Below are 21853 nucleotides of genomic sequence, written 5' to 3'. Positions count from 1 at the left end.
ATGTTTTAACTGCATGGTCATTACTGACTATGACATTATTATACTAGGAGTGATTATATTGAGCATAAAAGAAATAGAAAGAATATGTCCCCTTTGCGGAAAAGATAATAATTGTCAGCATGGTAAGGCGGACTGTTGGTGCCATGATGTTAAAATTCCTAGCTCTATTTTAGAAATGGTTACTGATGATAAAAAAAATAAGGCTTGCATATGTAAATCTTGTATAGATAAGTACAAGGAAAAAATTAGATAGAAATTTTTGATGATAATATAGATAGACAAATCATAGATTAATTAGATATTTCTAGATATTATTACTTGAATCTTGAAATTGTTTTAAAGCATAATTAAACTTAGTTATTCATATATAGAAATTATAATTATGAATAATAGTAAATTTTGGAAAAAGGTCTTGCATTCACTTATATACATGTGATATTATAAGGCAATTTACTTTTTAGAATTGGAATATTTAAAGAATACTAAAGAAAAAGGAGGATAATATGGTGCTAAATAAAAAAATAAGGGATTATGGAATTAATATAGGAACTTTTGCAATAGGAAATAATAACTCTATTACTGATGTAAAAGGAGTAAAGGTAGGTCATACAACATTAGATGATGGAATTATAAAGACTGGTGTAACTGCAATATTACCACATGAAGGTAATATCTTTAAAGACAAGTTAGTGGCAGCATGCCATGTAATAAATGGATTTGGTAAGTCTACTGGACTTATACAAATAGAAGAATTAGGAACTATAGAAACACCTATTATTCTTACTAATACCCTTAGTGTGGGTACTGCCCATGAAGCATTAGTAAAATATATGTTAAATCATAATGATGATATAGGTAATACAACAGGCACTGTAAACCCAATTATTTGTGAATGTAATGATGGAGAGATAAATGATATAAGGGGTTTACATATAAGGCAAGAACATATTTATGAAGCTATAGAAAGTTCTAATGTTGAATTTGCTGAAGGAAATGTTGGGGCTGGTACAGGTATGATATGTTATGGACTAAAAGGAGGAATTGGTTCCTCATCTAGGGTTATTGAATTTGGAGATACCCAACATACAATGGGTGTATTAGTCTTGAGTAATTTTGGTTCATTAAAAGATTTTATTTTAGATGGAGATCATATAGGACCAAAATTAGTTGAAAAGGTTAAGGAAATTGATGAAAAAGAGGATAAGGGATCTATTATTTTAATATTAGCTACAGATATTCCTTTATCATCTCGACAACTCAAACGAATAATAAAAAGAGTTTACCCAGGAATATCTAGAACAGGTAGTTATACAGGGAATGGAAGCGGGGAAGTGGTTATGGGATTTTCAACTGCTAACATAATTAAACATTATGAAGAAAATGATATAGTTAATATTCAAGTAATTAATGAAGACAAGATAAATAAAATCTTTAAAGCAACAGTTGAAGCAACAGAAGAAGCTATATTGAATTCTTTAATATGTTCCAATACTTCCATTGGAAGAGATGGAAAGCCAGTATATTCCTTAAAGGATTTGATATAAAATTTAATTGGAGGTTAAAAATATGTTTGAAATTAATAAGATTTACCATGGATTTAAATTGATCCAAGAAAGTAAGATAGAAGAATTACAGTCAATAGGAAGGATTTTTAAACATGAAAAGTCTGGTGCTAGATTACTTCATTTAGAAAATAATGATGATAATAAGGTATTTTCCATAGGATTTAGGACACCTCCAACAGATAATACAGGTGTGCCACATATAATAGAGCATTGTGTACTATCTGGTTCTAGAAAATATACAACTAAAGAACCATTTATGGATATGCTAAAAAGCTCTTTGCAAACTTTTATAAATGCTATTACTTTTAGTGATAAAACTTTATATCCTATAGCAAGTAGAAATGAAAAAGATTTTTTTAATTTAATGGATGTTTATTTAGATGCAGTTTTTTATCCTAAAATATACGAATTGCCTAGTATATTCATGCAGGAAGGCTGGCATCATGAAATATTTAATAAGGAAGATAAAATTACTTATAAAGGTGTTGTATATAATGAAATGAAAGGAGCCTATTCATCACCAGAGGAAATATTAGAAGTGAACATAGCTAAATCATTATTTCCAAATACATGTTATCAATATTCATCTGGAGGAGATCCAGATGTAATTCCTGAACTTAGTTATGAAACATTCTTAGATTTTCATAGAAAGTTATATCACCCTTCTAACAGTTATATATATCTTTATGGCAATGGAGATATAGATAAAGAACTTTCATTTATAAATGAAAATTATTTATCAAATTTTAATGAAATTAAGGTTGACTCTAATATTGAAAAACAAAAATCCTTTAATTCGAAAAATGAAATAAGGGACTATTATCCAATTTCAGCTGATGATAATGATGAAAATCGAGATTATCTAAGTCTTAACTTTGTTATAGGAGATAATTCAAATTTGGAAGATTATTTAATGAATAAGATAATAGATGAATTATTAATAGAGTCACAAGCGGCACCTCTTAAAAAAGCATTAATAGATGCTGGAATCGGCGAGGATATATTTTCAGCTGATGTTGGAGGATTGCAGCAAGGGTTTGGGATAGTTGCAAAAAATACTTCTATAGATAAGAAGGAAGAATTCCAAAAAATAATATTTGATACTTTAAATAAATTAGTTGAAGAAGGTTTTGATAAAAAATTAATTGAAGCTTGCATTAATATAGTCGAATATGATTTACGTGAAGCATCTAAATTCCCAACTAAGGGTATTATTTATAATATTTTATCATTAAATAGTTGGCTTTATGATGGTAGCCCTATAAGTCATCTTCAATATGGAAAAACTTTAAATAAACTTAGAGAGAATATAAATACTAATTATTTTGAAGAGTTTATTAGGGATAATATCATTAATAATCCCCATAGTTCACTTGTTATAATCCAACCTAAAAAAGGTTTAGGAGAAGAAAAAGAAAGGGAAGTGGAAAGTAAATTAAATAAATATAAGCAATCTCTTAGTGAAGAACAACTAGAAGCTTTGATTTTAGAAAACAACAAGCTTAAAGAAATGCAATTATCTGATGATACAGAGGAAGCAAAGGCAACAATACCTAAATTAACAATATCTGATGTGGAAGCGAAGGCTGAAATTATCCCTCAAAAAGTTATAAAAGATAATGAAATAACTATACTTTTCCATGATATATTTACAAGTAATATTGCTTATTTGGACCTTTATTTTGATACTTCTATGGTGGAAGAAAAATATATTCCATATATAAATTTATTAGCAGGATTATTGGGGAAAATAGATACAAAAACAAAATCCTATAGTGAATTATCAAATCATATTTATGGAAATACCGGTGGAGTTGAATTTGATACTGGTGTAATTATTAAAGATGGAAAAAATGATAAATTTAGTCCTAAATTTATTGTGAGCGGTAAGGCAGTAGGGGATAATATTTCTAAATTAATAGAATTAATTGCAGAGTTAATAACGGAGACAAAGATTGAAGACCATAAGAGAATTAAAGAACTGCTTCATCAAATAAAATCTAGAATGGAAATGAATATATTCAATAGGGGTAATGCTGTTGCTGCTGGAAGGGTAAGTTCCTATTTTTCAGCATCTTGGAAGTATATAGAAAAATTAAAGGGTCTAGATTTTTATTGGTTTGTATCTGAAATAATAGAAAGATTTGATGATAATAAAGAAGAAATAATATCAAATTTAAAAGAAGTCTATAATATGTTATTTAATAAAGATAATTTAATTATTAGTTTTACAGGAGATGAAAAAGATTTATCTATTGTAAAGGATAATTTACAAATAATAACTGAAAGATTGAGTAACGAAGAATTTATAGAAGAACAGTTTAGCTTTACAGAAGAAAAATTAAATGAGGGAATACTTTCATCTGCTAATGTTCAATATGTAGCCAAAGGATATAATTTTAATAAGCTTGGTTATGATTATAATGGCAGTATGAAGGTTTTAGCTACTATACTAAACGGGGATTATTTGCATAATAGAGTTAGAGCTCAAGGGGGAGCTTATGGTGTTGGTATAACATTTGAAAGAACAGGTCATATGAATATTTTTTCTTATCGTGATCCAAATCTTAGGGAAACTATATCAGTATATGATAATATGTCAGACTATGTTGCTAGTTTAAAATTAAATGAGTCTGATTTAACTCAGTTTATTATAGGAACCATAAGCAGATTAGAACCAGCTATGACTCCTCATATGAAAGGGCAATTGGGAACTAGTAGGTATATATCAAATATCACAAATGAAGATGTTCAAAAAATAAAAGATGAAGTTTTATTAACAAAACTTGATGATGTTAAAGTATTTGCGCCATTACTTCACGACACAATGAAACAAGATTATCTATGTGTATTAGGTAATGAGAACAAGATAAAAGAAAGCAAAGAGCTATTTAATAATCTAGTAAAGTTAATGAAATAAATATAGCAGGACATGGTATATATTCCATGTCCTGGTTTAAAATTAGTAAAATAAAAATCGAGGGATGAAAAATTCTATAGGAGGTGAATTATATAATGGAGACTATTGGGATTATGGGAGCCATGGAGTTAGAAATTAAATTATTAAAAGATAAGCTCAACATGGACAAAAAGGAGAATATTGCAGGATTTAATTTCTATATAGGTTCTTTATATGGAAAAAATATCATCTTAACTTGTTGTGGAGTAGGAAAGGTAAATGCAGCTTCATGTACACAAATTTTAATTGATAGATTTAGTGTAGATGGTATTATAAATACTGGTATTGCTGGAGGATTACATGAAAGAGTTAAAATATGTGATGTGGTAATATCTAATAATGTTACACATCATGATGTAAATAAATCTCAGATGGAAAAATCTTTCCCTTATAGAAATTGTTTTAAGGCCGATGAAAAATTAATCGAAACTGCTATAAATGCATGTGAGTTACATAAAAGTGAGAATTGGAATTATCATATTGGAAGGATAATTAGTGGAGAAGATTTCATTGGAGATAGTGAAATAAAGAGAGATTTAATTAGAGATTATTCACCACATTGTGTTGAAATGGAAGGCTCTGCAATAGGACATGTTGCTCATATAAATAATATACCTTTTGTTGTCATTAGAAGTATATCAGATAATGCAGATAATGATGCTTCAAATAGTTATAATGAATTTGAAACTACTGCAGCCAATAAATCAGCAGAAATAGTTTTGAGTATGTTAAAGATATTATAGCAAACTAATATAGCAATAATTATTTTATTTAGTGAATTGTTCTTGATAATACTAGTGAAAATGACCGTTAAATATAATGATTGGAGTGAGATATGATGAAACAGTTGAAATTAAGAAATGAACAAACCTTAACTATTCGAGCAGTAAAAAAGGAAGATGCGTTGGATTTGATAAATTACATAAGTAAAATTGGTGGAGAATCAGATTTTCTTACATTTGGGAAAAATGAATTTAATATAACTATTGAAAAAGAAGAAGCTATAATCGAGAGTTATATAGGTGTGACTAACAAACTATTTATCATAGCTCAAATTGAAAATGAAATAATTGGAAGTTTAAATTATAATGGAGGAATTAGGCAGAGAACTAAGCATACAGGAGAATTTGGGGTAAGTGTTGCTAAAAAATACTGGGGATTAGGAATTGGAAAAGAATTAATTAAATATATGATAGACTGGGCAAAGAAAGGTAATGTAGTAAAGAAGATAAATCTACGGACAAGAGAAGATAATGAAAAAGCTATAAGTTTATATATAAAATTAGGCTTTAAAAAAGAAGGAGTTATATCTAGAGACTTTTATATAGATGGTAAATATTATAGCTCTATATTTATGGGATTAGAAATTGATTAGATATTATAATAAAATTTAATTTTAGTAACTATTTAGATATGCTTTTTAAATAAAAATAAATTATAAGGGGAGAATTATATGAAACTTAAATTCGGTAAATGCTCGGTGCAGTTTATAAAATCTGATAGCAGATTGTACCGAGCAGATTAATCAGTTATCAGTGAACTGCACCTTTAAAGATTATTTAATATACTTTAAAAGGAGTGTAGTTTTATGAATTTAGAAAAATTAAAAGAATTTTGGAAATATGAAGAAAATTATTCATTTAAAGGATGGGATTTTTCCCATATAAATAATCGTATGGATGAAGAAGCTTTACCATGGGATTATAGAAAAATAGTTGAATCATATATTAATAAAGAAAAGATATTACTTGATATGGGGACTGGAGGCGGAGAATTTTTATTATCTCTAAATCCAGAAGGAGGAAAAACTTATGCTACTGAAGGTTATTTGCCTAATATAGAATTTTGTCAAAAGGGATTAACTCCACATGGAATTAAAGTAAGATCAGTTTTTAATGATAACAATCTGCCATTTGATGATAATTATTTTGATATTGTAATAAACAGACATGAATCATTTTGTTTATTAGAGATTAATCGTATTTTAAAACCAGGTGGAGTACTTATTACTCAACAGGTGGGTGGAATGAATAATGAGGAAATATCAAAGTTTTTATTAGGAGAAGATACTGATATAACTGAAATTGATTTAAATTTAGATAGAATTTTAAGAGAGGCAAAAGATGCTGGAATGAAGATTATTGATGCAGGAGAATATTTTCCAAAAACATATTTTTATGATATAGGAGCATTTGTATTTTTTGCAAAGATAATTGAATGGGAGTTCCCAAATTTTTCAGTAGACAAATGTTTTGATAAACTTGTTGAGCTGCAAGATAAACTAGAAAAACAAGGATATATAGAAACAGTAGAACATAGATATTTTTTAATAGCAGAAAAATAATGATTTATTAGAATCAATATAAATTTCAAAGACTTAGCTAAATCAAGCTAAGTCTTTGAGATACTTAAATGGATATAATTCAATTAAGGAAGAAATCAAAAAATAACACTAAAAGATATAATATGAGAAAAGATTTTAGGTATCGTGACGGTGGAGAAGGAATAGCATACGATGCTTTTAAAGTAAAATATTAATATGAAATCTGAGAGGTATATTATGTATATAGAATTAGATAAAAATGAGTATGAAATTGTAAGGAAATATTTTAATTTTAATTTTCAAATTCCTGCTATAGCAGTTATTAATGGAAGTTTTCCAGGGAAGATTTATGTAGACAATAAAGAAGAACCTAAAAGTGTAATTGTATGGGCTATATCCAGATGGGCTTATGGATATTTTGAACTAGACAATTTAGAAAGAAGTAGGGAATTCTTTAAGGAACTTATGGAAAGAGAAATAGTACCTATTATAGATGGCCTAAAAGAGAAATATTTTGAAATTTATTCTCTAAATGAAGATTATGATAAAGTATTAGGAGAAGAAATAGAAGGATTTTTATTATGCAGTAAACACTATGAAAATACATTTATCTTAAATGATGAAAAGTTTAATAAATTAAATTTGAAAAATTTTAATGGTGAGATAGTTGAAATAGAATTTCCAATTATACCAGATGAATATAACAATCATTTTAAAATGAAAGATATAGATAAAAAAACAAATGGAATGGTTCTGAATATTGGGGGAAAAATAGTTTCTCAGTGTATAAATAATGGATTTGAGAATGACAGAAAGTATTTTATAGACCTTGATACTTTTAATGAAGAAGAAAGAAATAAGGGCTATGGTGCAGCAGTGGCACATGAATTAATAAAAAAACAAAAGAATAAAGAAATGAAACCACTTTGGGAAACTAGGGAAGATAATATACCATCTTTACGAGTAGCTGAAAAGCTTGGGTTTGAAAAATTAGAAAGATATCCTGTGTATATATATAAAAGAAAGTAGTTGATGTAGTATTGCTAAGTAGATAATTATGATTTCTTGAATTTATTATAAAATAAAATGGATGGAAAATCAGGGGGATATAATATGGTAAAACTTACTTTAGCTAAAAAAGAGGATATTAAAAAAATCAGCGATTTTGTAGCAGAACTAAATAAAAAAGAAGAAAGTCATATTGCTTATTGTGGCAATGATAGTAAGGAAATAGAGAACTCGTTAATAGAAGATATAACAGATATTACTTTTGATAAAAGTTTTTTAATCGCCAAAGAAAATAATAAGATAATCGGTGTATTAGGATTTGATGGGGATATGGAAAGAAATAATGCTGAAATATGGGGACCTTTTATTGAGGATGGAAAATGGGGCATTGTAACTGAAATGTGGGACAAGATGCTAGAATTACTCCCCAAAGAAATAAGGATGATCAGTATGTTTGTTAATAATAAAAATTATAATTGCATAAGGCTAGCAAGTATTCTTGATTTCAATAAAAATAGTGAAGAAAGTATATTGGAATTTGAAAGAAGTAGTCTAGATAATTTAGATGATGTATGTTTGGTAGAATTGGTTATAGATGATTTTGAAGCTATGAAAGAACTTCATGATAAAAATTTTCCTAATACCTATTATAGTGGAGAAGAAATAATATTAAGATTAAATAATCATAGGAAAGTATTTGTCTGTAAAGAAGCTAACGAATTAGCTGGCTATATTTATGTTGAAGCTGAACCTGAATTTGGTGAAGGAAATATTGAATTTTTTGCAGTAAATGAGTTAAAGAGAGGTAAGGGAGTAGGATGTAAATTGTTGACTATGGCATTAAAATGGTTATTCTCATTTGATTCAATAGATTCTATTAGTCTTTGTGCTAATTCGCAAAATGAAAATGCAATTAATTTGTATAAAAAGGTAGGTTTTAAAGAAAAACACCAATTAAGTTATTTTATGAAGAAGAGATAGGATATGTAAATGAAAAATAGATAGCAATTGCTATCTATTTTTCATTTATTGAATAATGCAGAAGAAAGTGCTAACAATATTTATAACACATGGGAGGGGCGTTGTTATGAATGTTGTTTAGGTATTTTATGAGGAAAGTTGTATTTTGGCAAAATCACAATAGGCGAGAACATGATAATGAAGATTATCTAGATAAATACATAGCAAGGAGCTTAGCAGAAAATATAGAATTTTTTAAGCTAGTTTTAGGTAATAGCAACGATATAAAAATACATGAATTTATGTTTGGAGACTGTTGTGAGTTTAATGGAGCAATTATATATATTGATGGACTTGTAAATAATTTAGAGATTACAGAGAGTATATTAAAACCTATTATACTAAACAAGGATTTTAAAGATGATATAATTGAAAATTTTAATATGGGAGATTTGAAAAAATGTATTATTTGTTCAGGAGACACTGGGGAAAGTAAAAAATACTCAGATTTACTTGAAGGATGTCTTTCGGGAAATACAATATTATTAGTAGATGGGTTATCTACAGGTCTAATTGTAAGTACAAAGAGATGGGAGAAAAGAAGTGTTACAGAGCCTCAGACAGAATCAGTGGTTAGGGGGCCTAGAGAAGGATTTACTGAAGATTTCAGGACAAATACATCTCTCTTAAGAAGAAGAATTAAAAGCCCTCAATTTAAAATGGAAAATATGATAATTGGAAGAAAAACATATACCCATGTATGCATCGCATATATAGAAGGAATAGTAAGACCAGAAATTCTAAAGGCTTTGCGGGCTAGATTAAAAAACATAGATGTAGATTCCATAATAGATTCGAGTTATATAGAGGAATATATAGAAGATTATCCCTTTTCGATATTTTCTACAATAGGGTATAGTGAAAAGCCTGATGTAGTTGCCGCTAAAATACTTGAAGGGCGTGTTGCTATTGTAGTAGATGGAAGTCCGTTTGTCCTGACAGTTCCAATGTTATTTGTTGAAAGCTTTCAAACAGCAGAGGATTATTATATAAGGCCTATATATGCGTCCCTTATTAGAATGATGAGGTTTTTAGCATATTTTATTGCAATATTTGCAGTTCCAGGTTTTATTGCATTAACTACTTTTCATCAAGAATTGATTCCAACGACTCTTTTATTTACAGTAGCAAATGCAAGAGAGGGTACACCATTTCCAGCTTTAATAGAGGGATTAATAATGGTTATATCCTTTGAAATATTAAGAGAGGCTGGTTTAAGATTGCCCCGTCCTATAGGTCAGGCAATTAGTATAGTAGGTGCTTTAGTTATGGGAGATGCAGCAGTATCTGCAGGAATAGTGGGAGCGCCTATGGTAATAAATGTTGCAATAGCAGCTGTAGCTGGATTTATAATACCAGAGCAGGCAGATTCTATTTCTATACTTAGGATAATTATGATGTTTTTAGCATCTGCATTGGGAGGGTTTGGTATAGCTGTAGGATTTCTAGGTATGCTTATACATTTATCTATATTGGAACCTTTTGGGGTGCCATATTTTGCATCTATAAAGTTTTCTAGAAATCAGCAAGATAGTTTTGTTAGAATGCCACTTTGGATTATGGAAGAAAGACCAAAGGAGTTAGCTTATATAGATGAAAAAAGGAAGAAAACTTTTATTCCTCCAAATGAAGGAAAAGATAATAATATAGAAAAATAGAGGTTAGTATATGAGGATTAAAAATCTATATTTAATTAAAATCATTACAATTATATTGATTTGTTTTATTTTAGTAGGGTGTTGGGATAATAAAGAATTGGATACTATTTCAATAGTAACAGGCGTTGGCATAGATGCCACTGATAATGATGACAAGATTGATCTTATACTACAAGTAGGAAAGATAAATAAAAGTAATTCTGATTCATTTAAAAGTGAAAATGCTAATGATAATTCAGTGATTTTAGAAGCAGAGGATAAAAGTATTATATCTGCCATTGATAAACTTCAGAAACAAAGTACTAGAGATTTATTTATGCATCATAATCAAGTTGTTATATTTGGAAAAGAACAAGCCATAAAAGGAGTTCAATCTCATGTAGATGCATTTCTCAGGCAATATGATATGCGTATGGAAACTTTAGTATTTGTTGCAGAAGGTAAAGCTAGAGACATTCTCTATAATAGTATGGATCAGGATAAGATATCTTCCCTAGCAATTACTAAAATGATTGAATCTACTAATAGATATTATGAATCATATTCAATTAGAGTAATAGACCTTGTTTCTATGATAATAGACGAGACTACAGCTCCTGTAATTCCTATTGTGAAATTAGAGAATAATCAGGGAAATACAAGACTGTTTTTATCAGGATTAGCTATTCTAAATAATGAAAGGCTTATTGGTCAATTAAATGAAATTGAAACTAGAGGATATACTTGGATTGCTGATAAATATAAAAATGCTTTTATAGAGGTGGATACAGAAGATGGTTTTTCAAACTTAAATATAATCCATATAAAACATAAGCTTGAGCCAGAAATTAGGAATGAAAATGAATTAGTAATATCATTGGAGGTTATTGGAGATATTGTAATTTCCGAGATACAAGGATTTGAAGATATGGCAGTTAAAGAAGTAACCGATATTCTCTTAGAAGAAGGGAAGAAAACAATAGATAAAGAAATACAAGCTTGTTTACAAAAAAGTAAGGAATTAAATGCTGACTTCTTAGGATTTGGTGTAGAATTTTATAAAAGATTTCCTAAAGAGTGGAAGAAAATAGAAAAAAATTGGGATAGTGTATATCCACAAATTAAAGTATCTACTAATATAAAATTAAATTTAATAGATACTGGTAAAATTCTAAATTCATTGAATATGAGAGAGGAAGATTAAATGAAAATAGATAAAGGAAAAATTCCAGGAGTTCAGTTCATGTTTACAGTAGCTTGTTTTATACAATCTTCATCCCTTCTGACATCATTTTTTACATCTATTACCAAACAGGATTCATGGATAGTTATAATAATAGGTTTTATAATTTCAATGTTTCCTATATTGATATATACATATATTATGAGAACATTCCCAGATAAAAATTTAATAGAAATAAATGATGTAGTTTTTGGTCCTGTTATAGGAAAATTATTCTCAGTACTATATCTATGGTTTTTCATAACTTTATCATCTTTAAATACAAAAGATTTAGGAGATTTCGTACAGAGAACAACAATGCGAAAAACTCCTTCTATAATTATCTTAGGAATATTTATTTTATTATGTGCTTGGGCAGTAAGGAATGGAATAGAAGTTGTCACAAGATATAGTATGCTTTTTACATTTATTGCAATATTAATAGTTTTATCCACAAGTTTTTTTACTATGAATCAAATGAAAATAGATAATTTTTTACCTATTTTAAGCCAGCCTACAATGGTGTATGTTCAAGGAACACATATTATATCAACTATTCCTTTTGGAGAGATAGTAGTATTCTTAATGATTAATTCAAATTTAGATATTGAACCCGAAAAAAGAAGAAAGTATTTTATATATGGATTTATAATTGGAGGATTGGCTTTGTTAATTATAATCCTTAGGGATACGGCAGTACTTGGAAATACAATAAAGATATTTGCTTTACCACCATTTGAAACCCTTAGGTTAATAAGAATATATTCTGCATTAAGCAGAGTAGAAGTTCTTTTCGCAATTAGTTTAATTATGCTGATGTTTTTTAAGATTTGCATATTATATTATGTAACAGTAATGAGCATTGCATATATATTTAAATTAAAATCTTTTAGGTCTTTAGTTACAAGTATAGGGGTAATCATTGTGATATATTCTTTTAATATATATCCTTCAATAATAGAGCATATTAATTCTGCAAGTAGAACAGCACCATTTCAATGGTTCTTATTTGAAACCATATTACCACTTATTACTATGATAGTTGCTAAGATTAGAAAATTACCTAAATTGGAAAAGGGAATGATTTAATGCTATATGTATGTGCAGTCTTTATAATAATAGGGTTAAGAGATTTTAAGGGATTGATAAAATCAGATAAGAAGAAAGAGTTTAAAATAACACTTTTAGTGATGCTTATAGCTTTTATTTTATCTACCATATATGCTTTAGATTATAGAATACCTAGTCCTATGCTGGCGTTAGATAAGTTTGTCAATGAAGTATTAGGTTTAGGGTATTAGAAATATAATTTGTAAATAGATTGAAACTGTCAAATATATCCGATATTTTGACGGTTTTTATTTATTTTTAATCAAAATTATCAACAAGTATTACTAAAATATTGTATAATTTAGACAACGATTATTATTTTAATATAATTTTTTAGTAATCATCAATAATAAACTAATATATATTAGAAATTAATAGTTGAATATGTAATGTATTTTGGATAAATTATGAAAAGCTATAATGAATATTAGATTTACAGGGGTTAAATTTAGAAATATTATAATGATGAGATGGAAACCTTTTCTTGCATATAGTATGATAGATTTAATAAATACATGTTGTCTGAACGCAGATACAAAGTAATAATTGAAGAAACCAGCTTTCTTTGAAGATTAGAAGATTACTCAATCAAGATTAATTATTGTAAAATTATAGAGAGGAAAATTATATGAAAGCATATATTGGAATTAAATATTATGATGATTATAGAAACAAGGAAATTATTTATAATATTACATTAGCTCTTGAAAAAGCAGGATATAAGACTAGTTGCATTGTAAGGGATATACAAGATAATGATGGACAGAATGGATACAGCCCCAATGAACTAATGAAATTAACATTTAATGAAATTGATGAATGTGATTTAGTTATTATTGATTTAAGTGAAAAGGGAGTAGGTTTAGGGATTGAAGTAGGATATGCTTTCGCAAGGGGCATCCCAGTTATTACCATAGCAAAACGTGGTTCAAATATATCAGAAACATTGGAAGGTATATCTGAAAAGGTATTTATTTATGATGATATAGAAGGAATAAAGGATTTATTTAGTAAAAAAATACTCTAATATTTTTAAAAAGAAGTAGTTAAGTTAATTAGGAGGGAGAAAATGTTTTTTGTATTTGGAATTTCTACTAAGGAAAAAAATATTGATTTTGTTCAGACTATAATATGTCCAAATTGTAGTTCCTATGGACGTTTAGAAGTTTTTATGACCTATACATATTTTAGTTTATTCTTTATTCCTATTTTTAGATGGAATAAAAAATATTATGTAAGGAGTACTTGCTGTAATAGCCTATATATGATAGATAATAGTATAGGGAAGGCTATTGAGAGAGGTGAGAGGAGTAACATAAATGAATCAGACTTACATCCTATAAATATAAATTATAATAAGCAGCGAGTTTGTCCAAATTGTAATTATTCTATTGATACTGATTTTGAATATTGTCCTAAATGTGGAAGAAAGCTTTAATAAAATATAGGATATAGAAAGTTGGGGTGATTTCATGAGTCTATTAAGAGATATTTTTGGACCAAGTCAGGAAGAAGTATGGAGTCAATTTGCAGAGGAAATAGAGGCAGATTTTATAGAAGAAGGATTTTGGAAATCTAAAAAAATAGTTGCTAAATTTGAAAATTGGGTTATTACTTTAGATACATATGCACAATCTACTGGTAAGTCAAGTGTAACATATACAAGAATAAGAGCACCATATATAAATAAAGATGGGTTTAATTTTAAAATATATCATAGTGGATTGTTTAGTGAGATAGGGAAAACCTTTGGAATGCAAGATGTCGAAATAGGATACCCAGAATTTGATGAAAAATTTATTATTAAAGGAAATGATGAAAAGAAATTAGTGGAACTATTTTCAAATGATAAAATTCGTGAGCTTATAAATGCTCAAAATAGTATGCATCTCGAAGTAAAAGATGATGAGGGTTGGTTTGGTTCTGAGTTTCCAGATGGAGTGGATGAACTTTATTTTCAAACTGTAGGAGTAATTAGGGATATTGAATTACTTAGAAGCTTATATACGTTATTTGTATTAGTATTAAATAAACTTTGTATAATGGGTTCAGCAGATGCAGATGGTCCAGATATAATATTAAATTAGAAAATTTTATGTAATGGGGTGTTATTATTGAAAATATATATAACTAGACATGGAGAAACTGAGTGGAACAAGGAAGGAAGACTTCAAGGGTGGAAGAATTCTAATTTAACTGAAAAAGGTATTAGAGATGCTAAAAAATTAGGTGATAGACTAAAAGATATTAATTTTGATTATATATATTCTAGTCCTCAAGGAAGAGCGTTAGATACAGCTAAGTACATTAGAGGGCATAAAGATACTGAAATTATTATATTCGATTCTTTGAAAGAAATGGGTTTCGGAAAGTGGGAAGGAATGGAAAATAAAGAAATAGAAATCCTTTATCCAATAGAGTATTTCAACTTTTGGAATAAGCCTCATTTATATAGAGCAGTAGAAGGGGAAAGTTTTGATGACCTGTTTAATAGGATAAAAAATGCGCTGAATAGAATAATAAATGATAATGCAGAAGAAAATGTTCTGATAGTATCCCATGGAGTCGCAATTAAGTCAATGTATTCAATTATTAAGGGATGTCCGCTAAAAGAACTGTGGAATTCCATTTTTATAAAAAACAATTCATTGACCATAGCTGAAGTAGCAGATGGGAATATTAATTTTATATTAGAATCTGATACTTCTCATTTAGAATAATAATATTTTTACATGGAGGTTGATAATGTGACTATAGAAAAACTAAGAGAGGTTATAGACGGTAGTGATAATATTGTATTCTTTGGAGGTGCAGGAGTATCTACTGAGAGTAATATACCTGATTTCAGATCTGCTGCTGGACTTTATACTACATCGAAGAATTCAAAATATCCTCCAGAATATATGCTAAGTCATACATGCTATAAAAAGGATACTGAGGATTTCTTTGAATTTTATAAATCAAAGATGATTTATAAAGAGGCAAAACCAAATTTAGCTCATATTGCATTAAGTGAATTGGAGAAAAGGGGAAAACTTAAGGCTATAATTACACAAAATATTGATGGACTTCATCAATTGGCAGGATCAGAGAATGTACTTGAACTTCATGGTTCAATACATAGAAATTACTGCACTAAATGTAATAAATTTTTTGATCTTAAGTATATATTGGAAAATCAAGGGATTTCCATATGTGATCAATGTGGTGGGATTGTGAAACCCGATGTGGTACTCTATGAGGAAAGTTTAAATATGGACATTTTAGATAGAGCTATTAAGTATATTCAGAAAGCTGATGTATTGATTGTAGGCGGGACATCCTTAATGGTATATCCAGCTGCTAGTTTAGTAGAGTATTATAGAGGGAGTAAATTAATTTTAATCAATAAATCAGAAACACATTATGATAGTAGGGCATTACTAAGTTTTAATGACAGCATTGGAAAAGTATTAAGTTTTATAATATAGAACATTATAAAAAAGAGATATAGAAATTATTTAATTACTTATTAAAAAAGAATGAGTTATATAAGAATGGAAAAAAAGCACTAGAATAGCTAATTACGAATTATTAAGGAGATTTTTAATGAATGAAGTTATAGACTTGTTAAATAAAATTATTCTGGATAGAGAAATTATATATGGAGTATTTAGTAATCTAAGAAAAAAAGATGAAAATAGTTTTACTAAAGTGACTATTAAACCTGTGATTATAAAAGATGAAATAAAGTTGCAATTTACCTATGAATATATAAATAAAGTACTGCATAAAAATCTTGAGTATTATGAATCCATTAATGAAATAAAAAGTATTTTAGATTATAAATTTAAACAAGGCATGATTTTTACCAAGGAAGCAGATTATCAAATACTGGTAAATAAGAAAGGTAAAGCTACTATTTTAAAAAGGAAACCTACAAAAGAACATATAGATTTATCACATAATAGAAAAAAGTCTTATATAATTGAAGAGGGAGAGCCTGTAGATTTCTTAATAAGGCTTGGTGTAATGAATGAAAACGGTAAGGTTGTTTCCAAAAGATACGATAAATTTAAGCAGATAAATAGATTTTTAGAAATGGCAGCTGATGCTATTCAACGAATAAGGAAGGATAAAACATTAAATATTGTAGATTTTGGATGTGGAAAGTCTTATTTGACTTTTGCCTTATATTATTATCTCGTAAATATTTTAGAGCTAGATGTAAATATAATAGGTCTAGATTTAAAAGAAGATGTAATTAAATTTTGTAATGAAGTTGCATTAGATTTAAATTATAATAGATTAAAATTTATCCATGGAGATATTAAGGATTATGAAGGATTTAATAAGGTAGATATGGTGGTTACACTTCATGCTTGTGATACTGCTACGGATGCGGCATTAGTAAAGGCTATAAATTGGGATGCAGAAGCTATTCTTTCAGTACCATGTTGCCAGCATGAATTCTATGATAAAATTAATAATTCAGTATTAGATCCAATGTTGAGTCATGGAATAGTAAAAGAAAAGTTATCATCTTTAGTTACAGATAGCCTTAGGGCTAACATATTAGAAATAATGGACTATCAGGTACAATTATTAGAATTCATAGATATGGAACATACTCCAAAAAATATATTAATAAGAGCTATAAAGGCTAGTAACAAGAATAAAAAAGAAACTGTAGGTAAATATATTCAATTCAAAGAATTCTGGGGATTAAGGGATTTATATATAGAAAAGGAACTTGGAGAGAAATTAGATAAACAATTACAATAGTAAGTCCTATTAGATATTTCTATGGCAAATTTTGACTATATAGACAAAGTATAAAATGATGCCGATAATAAAGGTATATAGTTAAAAATACAGAAATTTTAAGAAAGAGGAAGCAACATTGAAAAAGATCAGTACAAGAATCGTACTAACAGTGCTGAGTTGTGCCATAGCAATGTCTTTAGTAGTTGGAGTTACTAGTATAATTAGAAGTATGGATGTAATAGAAAAGAAAGTTAAGTTAAGTCAATTACCTACTGGATTCACTAGTAAGGATGAAAATAATCCGAAATTTGCTTGGTATTTTGACTGTATAAAATCTGTTAAGGGATTATGGAGTGACATGTATGTAAGTAATGCTAATTTAAATGTAATTACATATTCGGCGCCTATTGTTGTTGATAATATACCTATCGGGGCCATAGGTGTAGATTTAAGTGTTGAAGATGTAGTAAATAATATAAAGAGTATAAAATTATATGATACAGGATATGCTTTCTTGCTTAATAAGGACTATTATTATTTGATACATCCAACTTTAGATAGTACTAGCAACTTAAGTACTATAGATGGAGAAAAGTATGGTAATCTAATATAAGCTATTGAAAGTAAAGGTACTGGTATCATGCCTGCTGAATTTAATGGTGAGAATAAAATTATTGCTTTTTCAAAACTTTATGAGGATAAGATTATTATAACAACAGTTCCTCAAAAAGAAATATTAAAGGATATGTATGGGACAATTTATATTATTCTGGGAGTTATTATAATAGCAAGTATATTGGCGGCAGGAATAGCTTTATACTTAGGAAAAAGAATTTCTAATCCAATAGTAATGGCTATGGGTATCTTAGATACAACATCTAAATTAGATTTAAGTGATATAGAGGAAACCAATAAAATAAAGGCACTTTTTAATAGAAAAGATGAAATAGACTATATATTTAGATCTACTAGAGTTTTAAGAGATGAAATGAGGAAGATTATTACAGCCATAGATGTAACAACAAAGAGTGTTACGGAGAATATTAACAGCTTGACCACTGCTACTCATGAAACTACCCAAGCTACAAATGATATGGCTAAAACTGTAGAGGAGTTAGCATAAGCCTCTATGGGACAGGCTGAGGATGCAGAAACTGGTTCTGAAAGATTATATAGATTGGCTAATGAAATAAAATCAGCTGTAGAAGATGGAGAAACAGTAGTAGAAAGTTCCATTAAGGCACAAAAGATAAATGAAGAAGGCTCCAAAGCAATGGATAAAAAGGAAATTATCAGAGCAAACAGGAAATGCTACTAAGAGTATAGAGGGTATATTAAATAATATTCAAATAGAGGTTGAAGCTACAAAGGGAAGTATGGTTGAGTCAGAGGAAGCATTAAATGATGCTAACAAGACTTTAGAACTAGTGAAAGAAGGATTTGAGGGAATATATGCAGCAATATTGGCAATTAAAAGTATATCATCTGTAACTGAGGAGACAGCGGCATCTATGCAGGAGCAATCCGCAACGATGGATACAATATCTAGTAATACGGATAATTTAGCTAGAATTATAGAAAAATTAAACGAATTAGTAAATAGATTTAAGCTATAATAATAAAAAGGTTGAATTAAGGGAGATATGTTATTGAATCAGCCTTCTCTCTTGTATTCAATGAATTTGCTAGTTTTAAAATATCATCATGAAAGTATCATAATTCTAAAATACTAAATTCTAGGATTATTTCCCGTTGAAACAAAAAATAAATTAATATCTATAGATAAATAATCTTAAGCTAAAACATATTTTAAGATAAAATAATAGAATCCAAAATATTTAATTTAACTATGAGATTATAATTTACAAATATTTTGCAAAGATTATGGATAAAAATATTAAAATTGGAAGAGTTTGGGCATTAAGGGCTTGTATATTTAAAAAATTATATTAAAATATATTTATATATAAATTATTTCCCATTTAATGTAAATAATTGTCGAGTGATGTCGATAATAGATATATGCATAAATAGGAACAAAAGATTAGAAAGAGGGGAAGAGAAATTGAAAAAGATCAGTACAAGGATTGTATTAATAGTCTTAATTTGCTCTATAGCAATGTCTTTATTAGTTGGAATCACCAGTATGGTTAGTAGTATTAGAGTAATTGAAAAGGAAGCTAGGGAAAACCTTTTAAGTACTGTACAAATATATTCTGGAGAATTCAATGAGGATCTAATGCATTTTGAGGGTACATTAAGTAATTTATACAAAGTAGTTGAAGGAACTATTGATACAACAAGATTAGGGGAAAATGGATATTTAGCTAATTATAGTCAAACCATTCTAAAGCCTATAGTTAAAGGAGTTGCTAAAGATACTAGAAAATGTTCTGGGATATTTATAGCATTAGATCCTAAATATACTGGTAGGACTGAAGGGGTTTGGATTAAATTAGATGAGGCAGGAACTTTGATGCAATCTTTACCAGCAGATATAGTAGGTAGAAAAGAGGATGACCCAGTAGCATCATATTATTATGATGCCATAAAAGCAGGTGGTGGGATCTGGAGTGACCCATATTTTAATAATGCAAATTTCAATGTAATGACTCATTCAATGCCTATTATTATAGATAATCAAACTGTTGGAGTAATGGGAGTAGACTTACGTGTAAATGATTTAATTAAAGGAATTGGAGAAATAAAGATACACGATACTGGATATGCTTTTATGCTTAACAAAAATTATGATTATTTAATTCATCCAGATCTGGACAAGACTGACAATTTGAGGACTGTAAATGATGGCAGATATAATTTTCTTGCAGATGAAATGGAAAACAATGATATGGGTATAATGGAAACTGATTTTGGTGGACAGCAAAGGATTACAGCATTTTCAAAACTATATGATGGTAAAGTTATAGCTCTAACTGTACCAAAAAGCGAAGTTCTAAAGGATATGTATACTACTGTCTATATAATCTTTGGAGTTATCCTTATATCTGCTGTATTGGCAATAGGTATGGGTTTGTTTTCAGCTAAGAGAATTTCTGAACCTATAATATCGGTAGCTGAAATATTGGAGAAAACATCTAAATTAGATTTAACTCGTTTTGAAGAGACGAAAGAAATAAAATCTCTTTCCAATAGAAAAGATGAAGTGGGAGTTATATTTAAGGCTGCGTCAACTTTGAGAGAAGAAATGAGAAGAATTATAAGCGAAATAGAGGGAACTACTTTAGACATTGTAGAGAATACTACTAGTCTAACTACAGCAACCAATGAAACAGCTCAATCTATAAATGATATGGCTAAAACTGTAGAGGAGTTAGCACAAGCCTCTATGGGACAGGCTGAGGATGCAGAAACTGGTTCTGAAAGATTATATAGATTGGCTAATGAAATAAAATCAGCTGTAGAAGATGGAGAAACAGTAGTAGAAAGTTCCATTAAGGCACAAAAGATAAATGAAGAAGGCTCCAAAGCAATGGATAAAATGGTAGAGAAATTTAGTATAACAAATGAAACAACTAAGATGGTAGCAAAAAATATTAATTCTCTATCGGAAAGATCTCAATCCATAGGAGGTATATTAAACACTATAATAGATATATCAGAGCAAACTAACTTATTAGCTCTAAATGCGGCTATAGAAGCAGCTAGAGCAGGGGAAGCAGGAAGAGGATTTGCCGTAGTGGCTGAAGAAATAAGGAAATTATCAGAGCAAACAGGAAATGCTACTAAGAGTATAGAGGATATATTAAATAATATTCAAATAGAGGTTGAAGCTACAAAGGGAAGTATGGTTGAGTCAGAGGAAGCATTAAATGATGCTAACAAGACTTTAGAGCTAGTGAAAGAAGGATTTGAGGGAATATATTCAGCAATATTAATATCAATAGGTACTATAGAACAGTTAGATGGAAGGCTAGAAATAGTAGATAATGAGAAGGAAGATGCAATATTGGCAATTCAAAGTATATCATCTGTAACTGAGGAGACAGCAGCATCTACAGAAGAACTATCAGCATCTATGGAAGAACAGTCTGCAACAATGGAGACAATATCTAGTAATACAGATAATTTAGCTAGAACCATAGAAAAATTAAACGAATTAGTAAATAGATTCAAATTATAATTATAAAAGCTGAATCAATGTAATTCATCATTGACTCAGCTTTTATTTTAATACTGTATTTGAATTATAGACAAGAAAATCTTTCTTTTATTTAATAAGGATTGGCACTTGCTTATAGA

The 21853-nt window shown here is 28.7% G+C and carries 24 protein-coding genes; all 24 read left to right on the top strand.

Features of this window, described 5'->3' with window-relative positions; all coding sequences use genetic code 11:
- The coding region (locus ABWP20_RS05045) for a cysteine-rich CWC family protein (RefSeq protein ID WP_353094359.1) at nucleotides 1-253 on the top strand (253 nt) is incomplete at its 5' end.
- A 250-nt stretch (nucleotides 254-503) separates the two neighbouring features.
- Complete coding sequence (locus ABWP20_RS05040) at nucleotides 504-1544, top strand: DmpA family aminopeptidase (RefSeq protein ID WP_353094357.1); 1041 nt, start codon at nucleotides 504-506, stop codon at nucleotides 1542-1544.
- A 22-nt stretch (nucleotides 1545-1566) separates the two neighbouring features.
- Entirely contained in the window at nucleotides 1567-4485 is a 2919-nt protein-coding gene (locus ABWP20_RS05035; RefSeq protein WP_353094355.1) for an insulinase family protein, read from the top strand.
- Between the two features lie 95 nt (nucleotides 4486-4580).
- On the top strand, nucleotides 4581-5267 hold the full coding sequence (locus tag ABWP20_RS05030; RefSeq protein WP_353094353.1) for a 5'-methylthioadenosine/adenosylhomocysteine nucleosidase: 687 nt from the start codon (nucleotides 4581-4583) through the stop codon (nucleotides 5265-5267).
- 95 nt (nucleotides 5268-5362) lie between these two features.
- Entirely contained in the window at nucleotides 5363-5899 is a 537-nt protein-coding gene (locus tag ABWP20_RS05025) for a GNAT family N-acetyltransferase (RefSeq protein ID WP_353094351.1), read from the top strand.
- 213 nt (nucleotides 5900-6112) lie between these two features.
- Nucleotides 6113-6868, top strand: a complete 756-nt coding sequence (locus ABWP20_RS05020; protein ID WP_353094349.1) for a class I SAM-dependent methyltransferase — start codon at nucleotides 6113-6115, stop codon at nucleotides 6866-6868.
- A 68-nt stretch (nucleotides 6869-6936) separates the two neighbouring features.
- The gene (locus tag ABWP20_RS05015) at nucleotides 6937-7062 is read left to right on the top strand and encodes a hypothetical protein (protein ID WP_353094347.1); all 126 of its coding nucleotides are present in this window, start codon (nucleotides 6937-6939) and stop codon (nucleotides 7060-7062) included.
- A 22-nt stretch (nucleotides 7063-7084) separates the two neighbouring features.
- Nucleotides 7085-7876 (top strand): GNAT family N-acetyltransferase, encoded by a 792-nt coding sequence (locus ABWP20_RS05010; protein ID WP_353094345.1) that lies wholly within the window; start codon nucleotides 7085-7087, stop codon nucleotides 7874-7876.
- An 84-nt stretch (nucleotides 7877-7960) separates the two neighbouring features.
- Nucleotides 7961-8836, top strand: coding sequence for a GNAT family N-acetyltransferase (locus ABWP20_RS05005; protein WP_353094343.1), 876 nt, complete (start codon nucleotides 7961-7963; stop codon nucleotides 8834-8836).
- A 110-nt stretch (nucleotides 8837-8946) separates the two neighbouring features.
- Nucleotides 8947-10533, top strand: a complete 1587-nt coding sequence (locus tag ABWP20_RS05000; protein WP_353094341.1) for a spore germination protein — start codon at nucleotides 8947-8949, stop codon at nucleotides 10531-10533.
- Between the two features lie 10 nt (nucleotides 10534-10543).
- Nucleotides 10544-11716 (top strand): Ger(x)C family spore germination protein, encoded by a 1173-nt coding sequence (locus ABWP20_RS04995; protein ID WP_353094339.1) that lies wholly within the window; start codon nucleotides 10544-10546, stop codon nucleotides 11714-11716.
- A complete protein-coding gene (locus tag ABWP20_RS04990) occupies nucleotides 11717-12823 on the top strand; it encodes a GerAB/ArcD/ProY family transporter (protein WP_353094337.1) in 1107 nt (368 codons plus the stop codon).
- A complete protein-coding gene (locus tag ABWP20_RS04985) occupies nucleotides 12823-13035 on the top strand; it encodes a hypothetical protein (RefSeq protein WP_353094335.1) in 213 nt (70 codons plus the stop codon). The genes ABWP20_RS04990 and ABWP20_RS04985 overlap by 1 nt, the downstream gene beginning before the upstream one ends.
- A gap of 437 nt (nucleotides 13036-13472) precedes the next feature.
- Complete coding sequence (locus ABWP20_RS04980) at nucleotides 13473-13871, top strand: hypothetical protein (protein WP_353094334.1); 399 nt, start codon at nucleotides 13473-13475, stop codon at nucleotides 13869-13871.
- Nucleotides 13872-13913: 42 nt separating this feature from the next.
- Nucleotides 13914-14282 (top strand): zinc ribbon domain-containing protein, encoded by a 369-nt coding sequence (locus ABWP20_RS04975; protein ID WP_353094332.1) that lies wholly within the window; start codon nucleotides 13914-13916, stop codon nucleotides 14280-14282.
- Nucleotides 14283-14316: 34 nt separating this feature from the next.
- Nucleotides 14317-14931 carry a hypothetical protein gene (locus ABWP20_RS04970; RefSeq protein ID WP_353094330.1) on the top strand — a complete coding sequence of 205 codons (615 nt, stop codon included), beginning with the start codon at nucleotides 14317-14319 and terminating at the stop codon, nucleotides 14929-14931.
- 27 nt (nucleotides 14932-14958) lie between these two features.
- Nucleotides 14959-15564 (top strand): histidine phosphatase family protein, encoded by a 606-nt coding sequence (locus tag ABWP20_RS04965; protein WP_353094328.1) that lies wholly within the window; start codon nucleotides 14959-14961, stop codon nucleotides 15562-15564.
- A 27-nt stretch (nucleotides 15565-15591) separates the two neighbouring features.
- Entirely contained in the window at nucleotides 15592-16314 is a 723-nt protein-coding gene (locus ABWP20_RS04960; RefSeq protein ID WP_353094326.1) for an NAD-dependent protein deacylase, read from the top strand.
- A 118-nt stretch (nucleotides 16315-16432) separates the two neighbouring features.
- A complete protein-coding gene (locus ABWP20_RS04955; RefSeq protein WP_353094324.1) occupies nucleotides 16433-17608 on the top strand; it encodes a class I SAM-dependent methyltransferase in 1176 nt (391 codons plus the stop codon).
- A gap of 118 nt (nucleotides 17609-17726) precedes the next feature.
- On the top strand, nucleotides 17727-18203 hold the full coding sequence (locus ABWP20_RS04950; protein ID WP_353094322.1) for a PDC sensor domain-containing protein: 477 nt from the start codon (nucleotides 17727-17729) through the stop codon (nucleotides 18201-18203).
- 27 nt (nucleotides 18204-18230) lie between these two features.
- Nucleotides 18231-18713 carry a methyl-accepting chemotaxis protein gene (locus ABWP20_RS04945; protein WP_353094320.1) on the top strand — a complete coding sequence of 161 codons (483 nt, stop codon included), beginning with the start codon at nucleotides 18231-18233 and terminating at the stop codon, nucleotides 18711-18713.
- Nucleotides 18714-18719: 6 nt separating this feature from the next.
- Entirely contained in the window at nucleotides 18720-18908 is a 189-nt protein-coding gene (locus ABWP20_RS04940; RefSeq protein ID WP_353094318.1) for a hypothetical protein, read from the top strand.
- Nucleotides 18844-19206, top strand: coding sequence for a methyl-accepting chemotaxis protein (locus ABWP20_RS04935; RefSeq protein ID WP_353094316.1), 363 nt, complete (start codon nucleotides 18844-18846; stop codon nucleotides 19204-19206). The genes ABWP20_RS04940 and ABWP20_RS04935 overlap by 65 nt, the downstream gene beginning before the upstream one ends.
- 449 nt (nucleotides 19207-19655) lie before the next feature.
- On the top strand, nucleotides 19656-21734 hold the full coding sequence (locus ABWP20_RS04930; protein ID WP_353094314.1) for a methyl-accepting chemotaxis protein: 2079 nt from the start codon (nucleotides 19656-19658) through the stop codon (nucleotides 21732-21734).
- The last annotated feature ends 119 nt before the right edge of the window (nucleotides 21735-21853 follow it).

This window comes from Tissierella praeacuta (genome assembly GCF_040396155.1).
GTDB lineage: Bacteria > Bacillota > Clostridia > Tissierellales > Tissierellaceae > Tissierella > Tissierella praeacuta_A.
The sequence above is the reverse complement of the archived record's forward strand: the minus strand, read 5'-3'. Positions and strand labels throughout refer to the sequence as shown.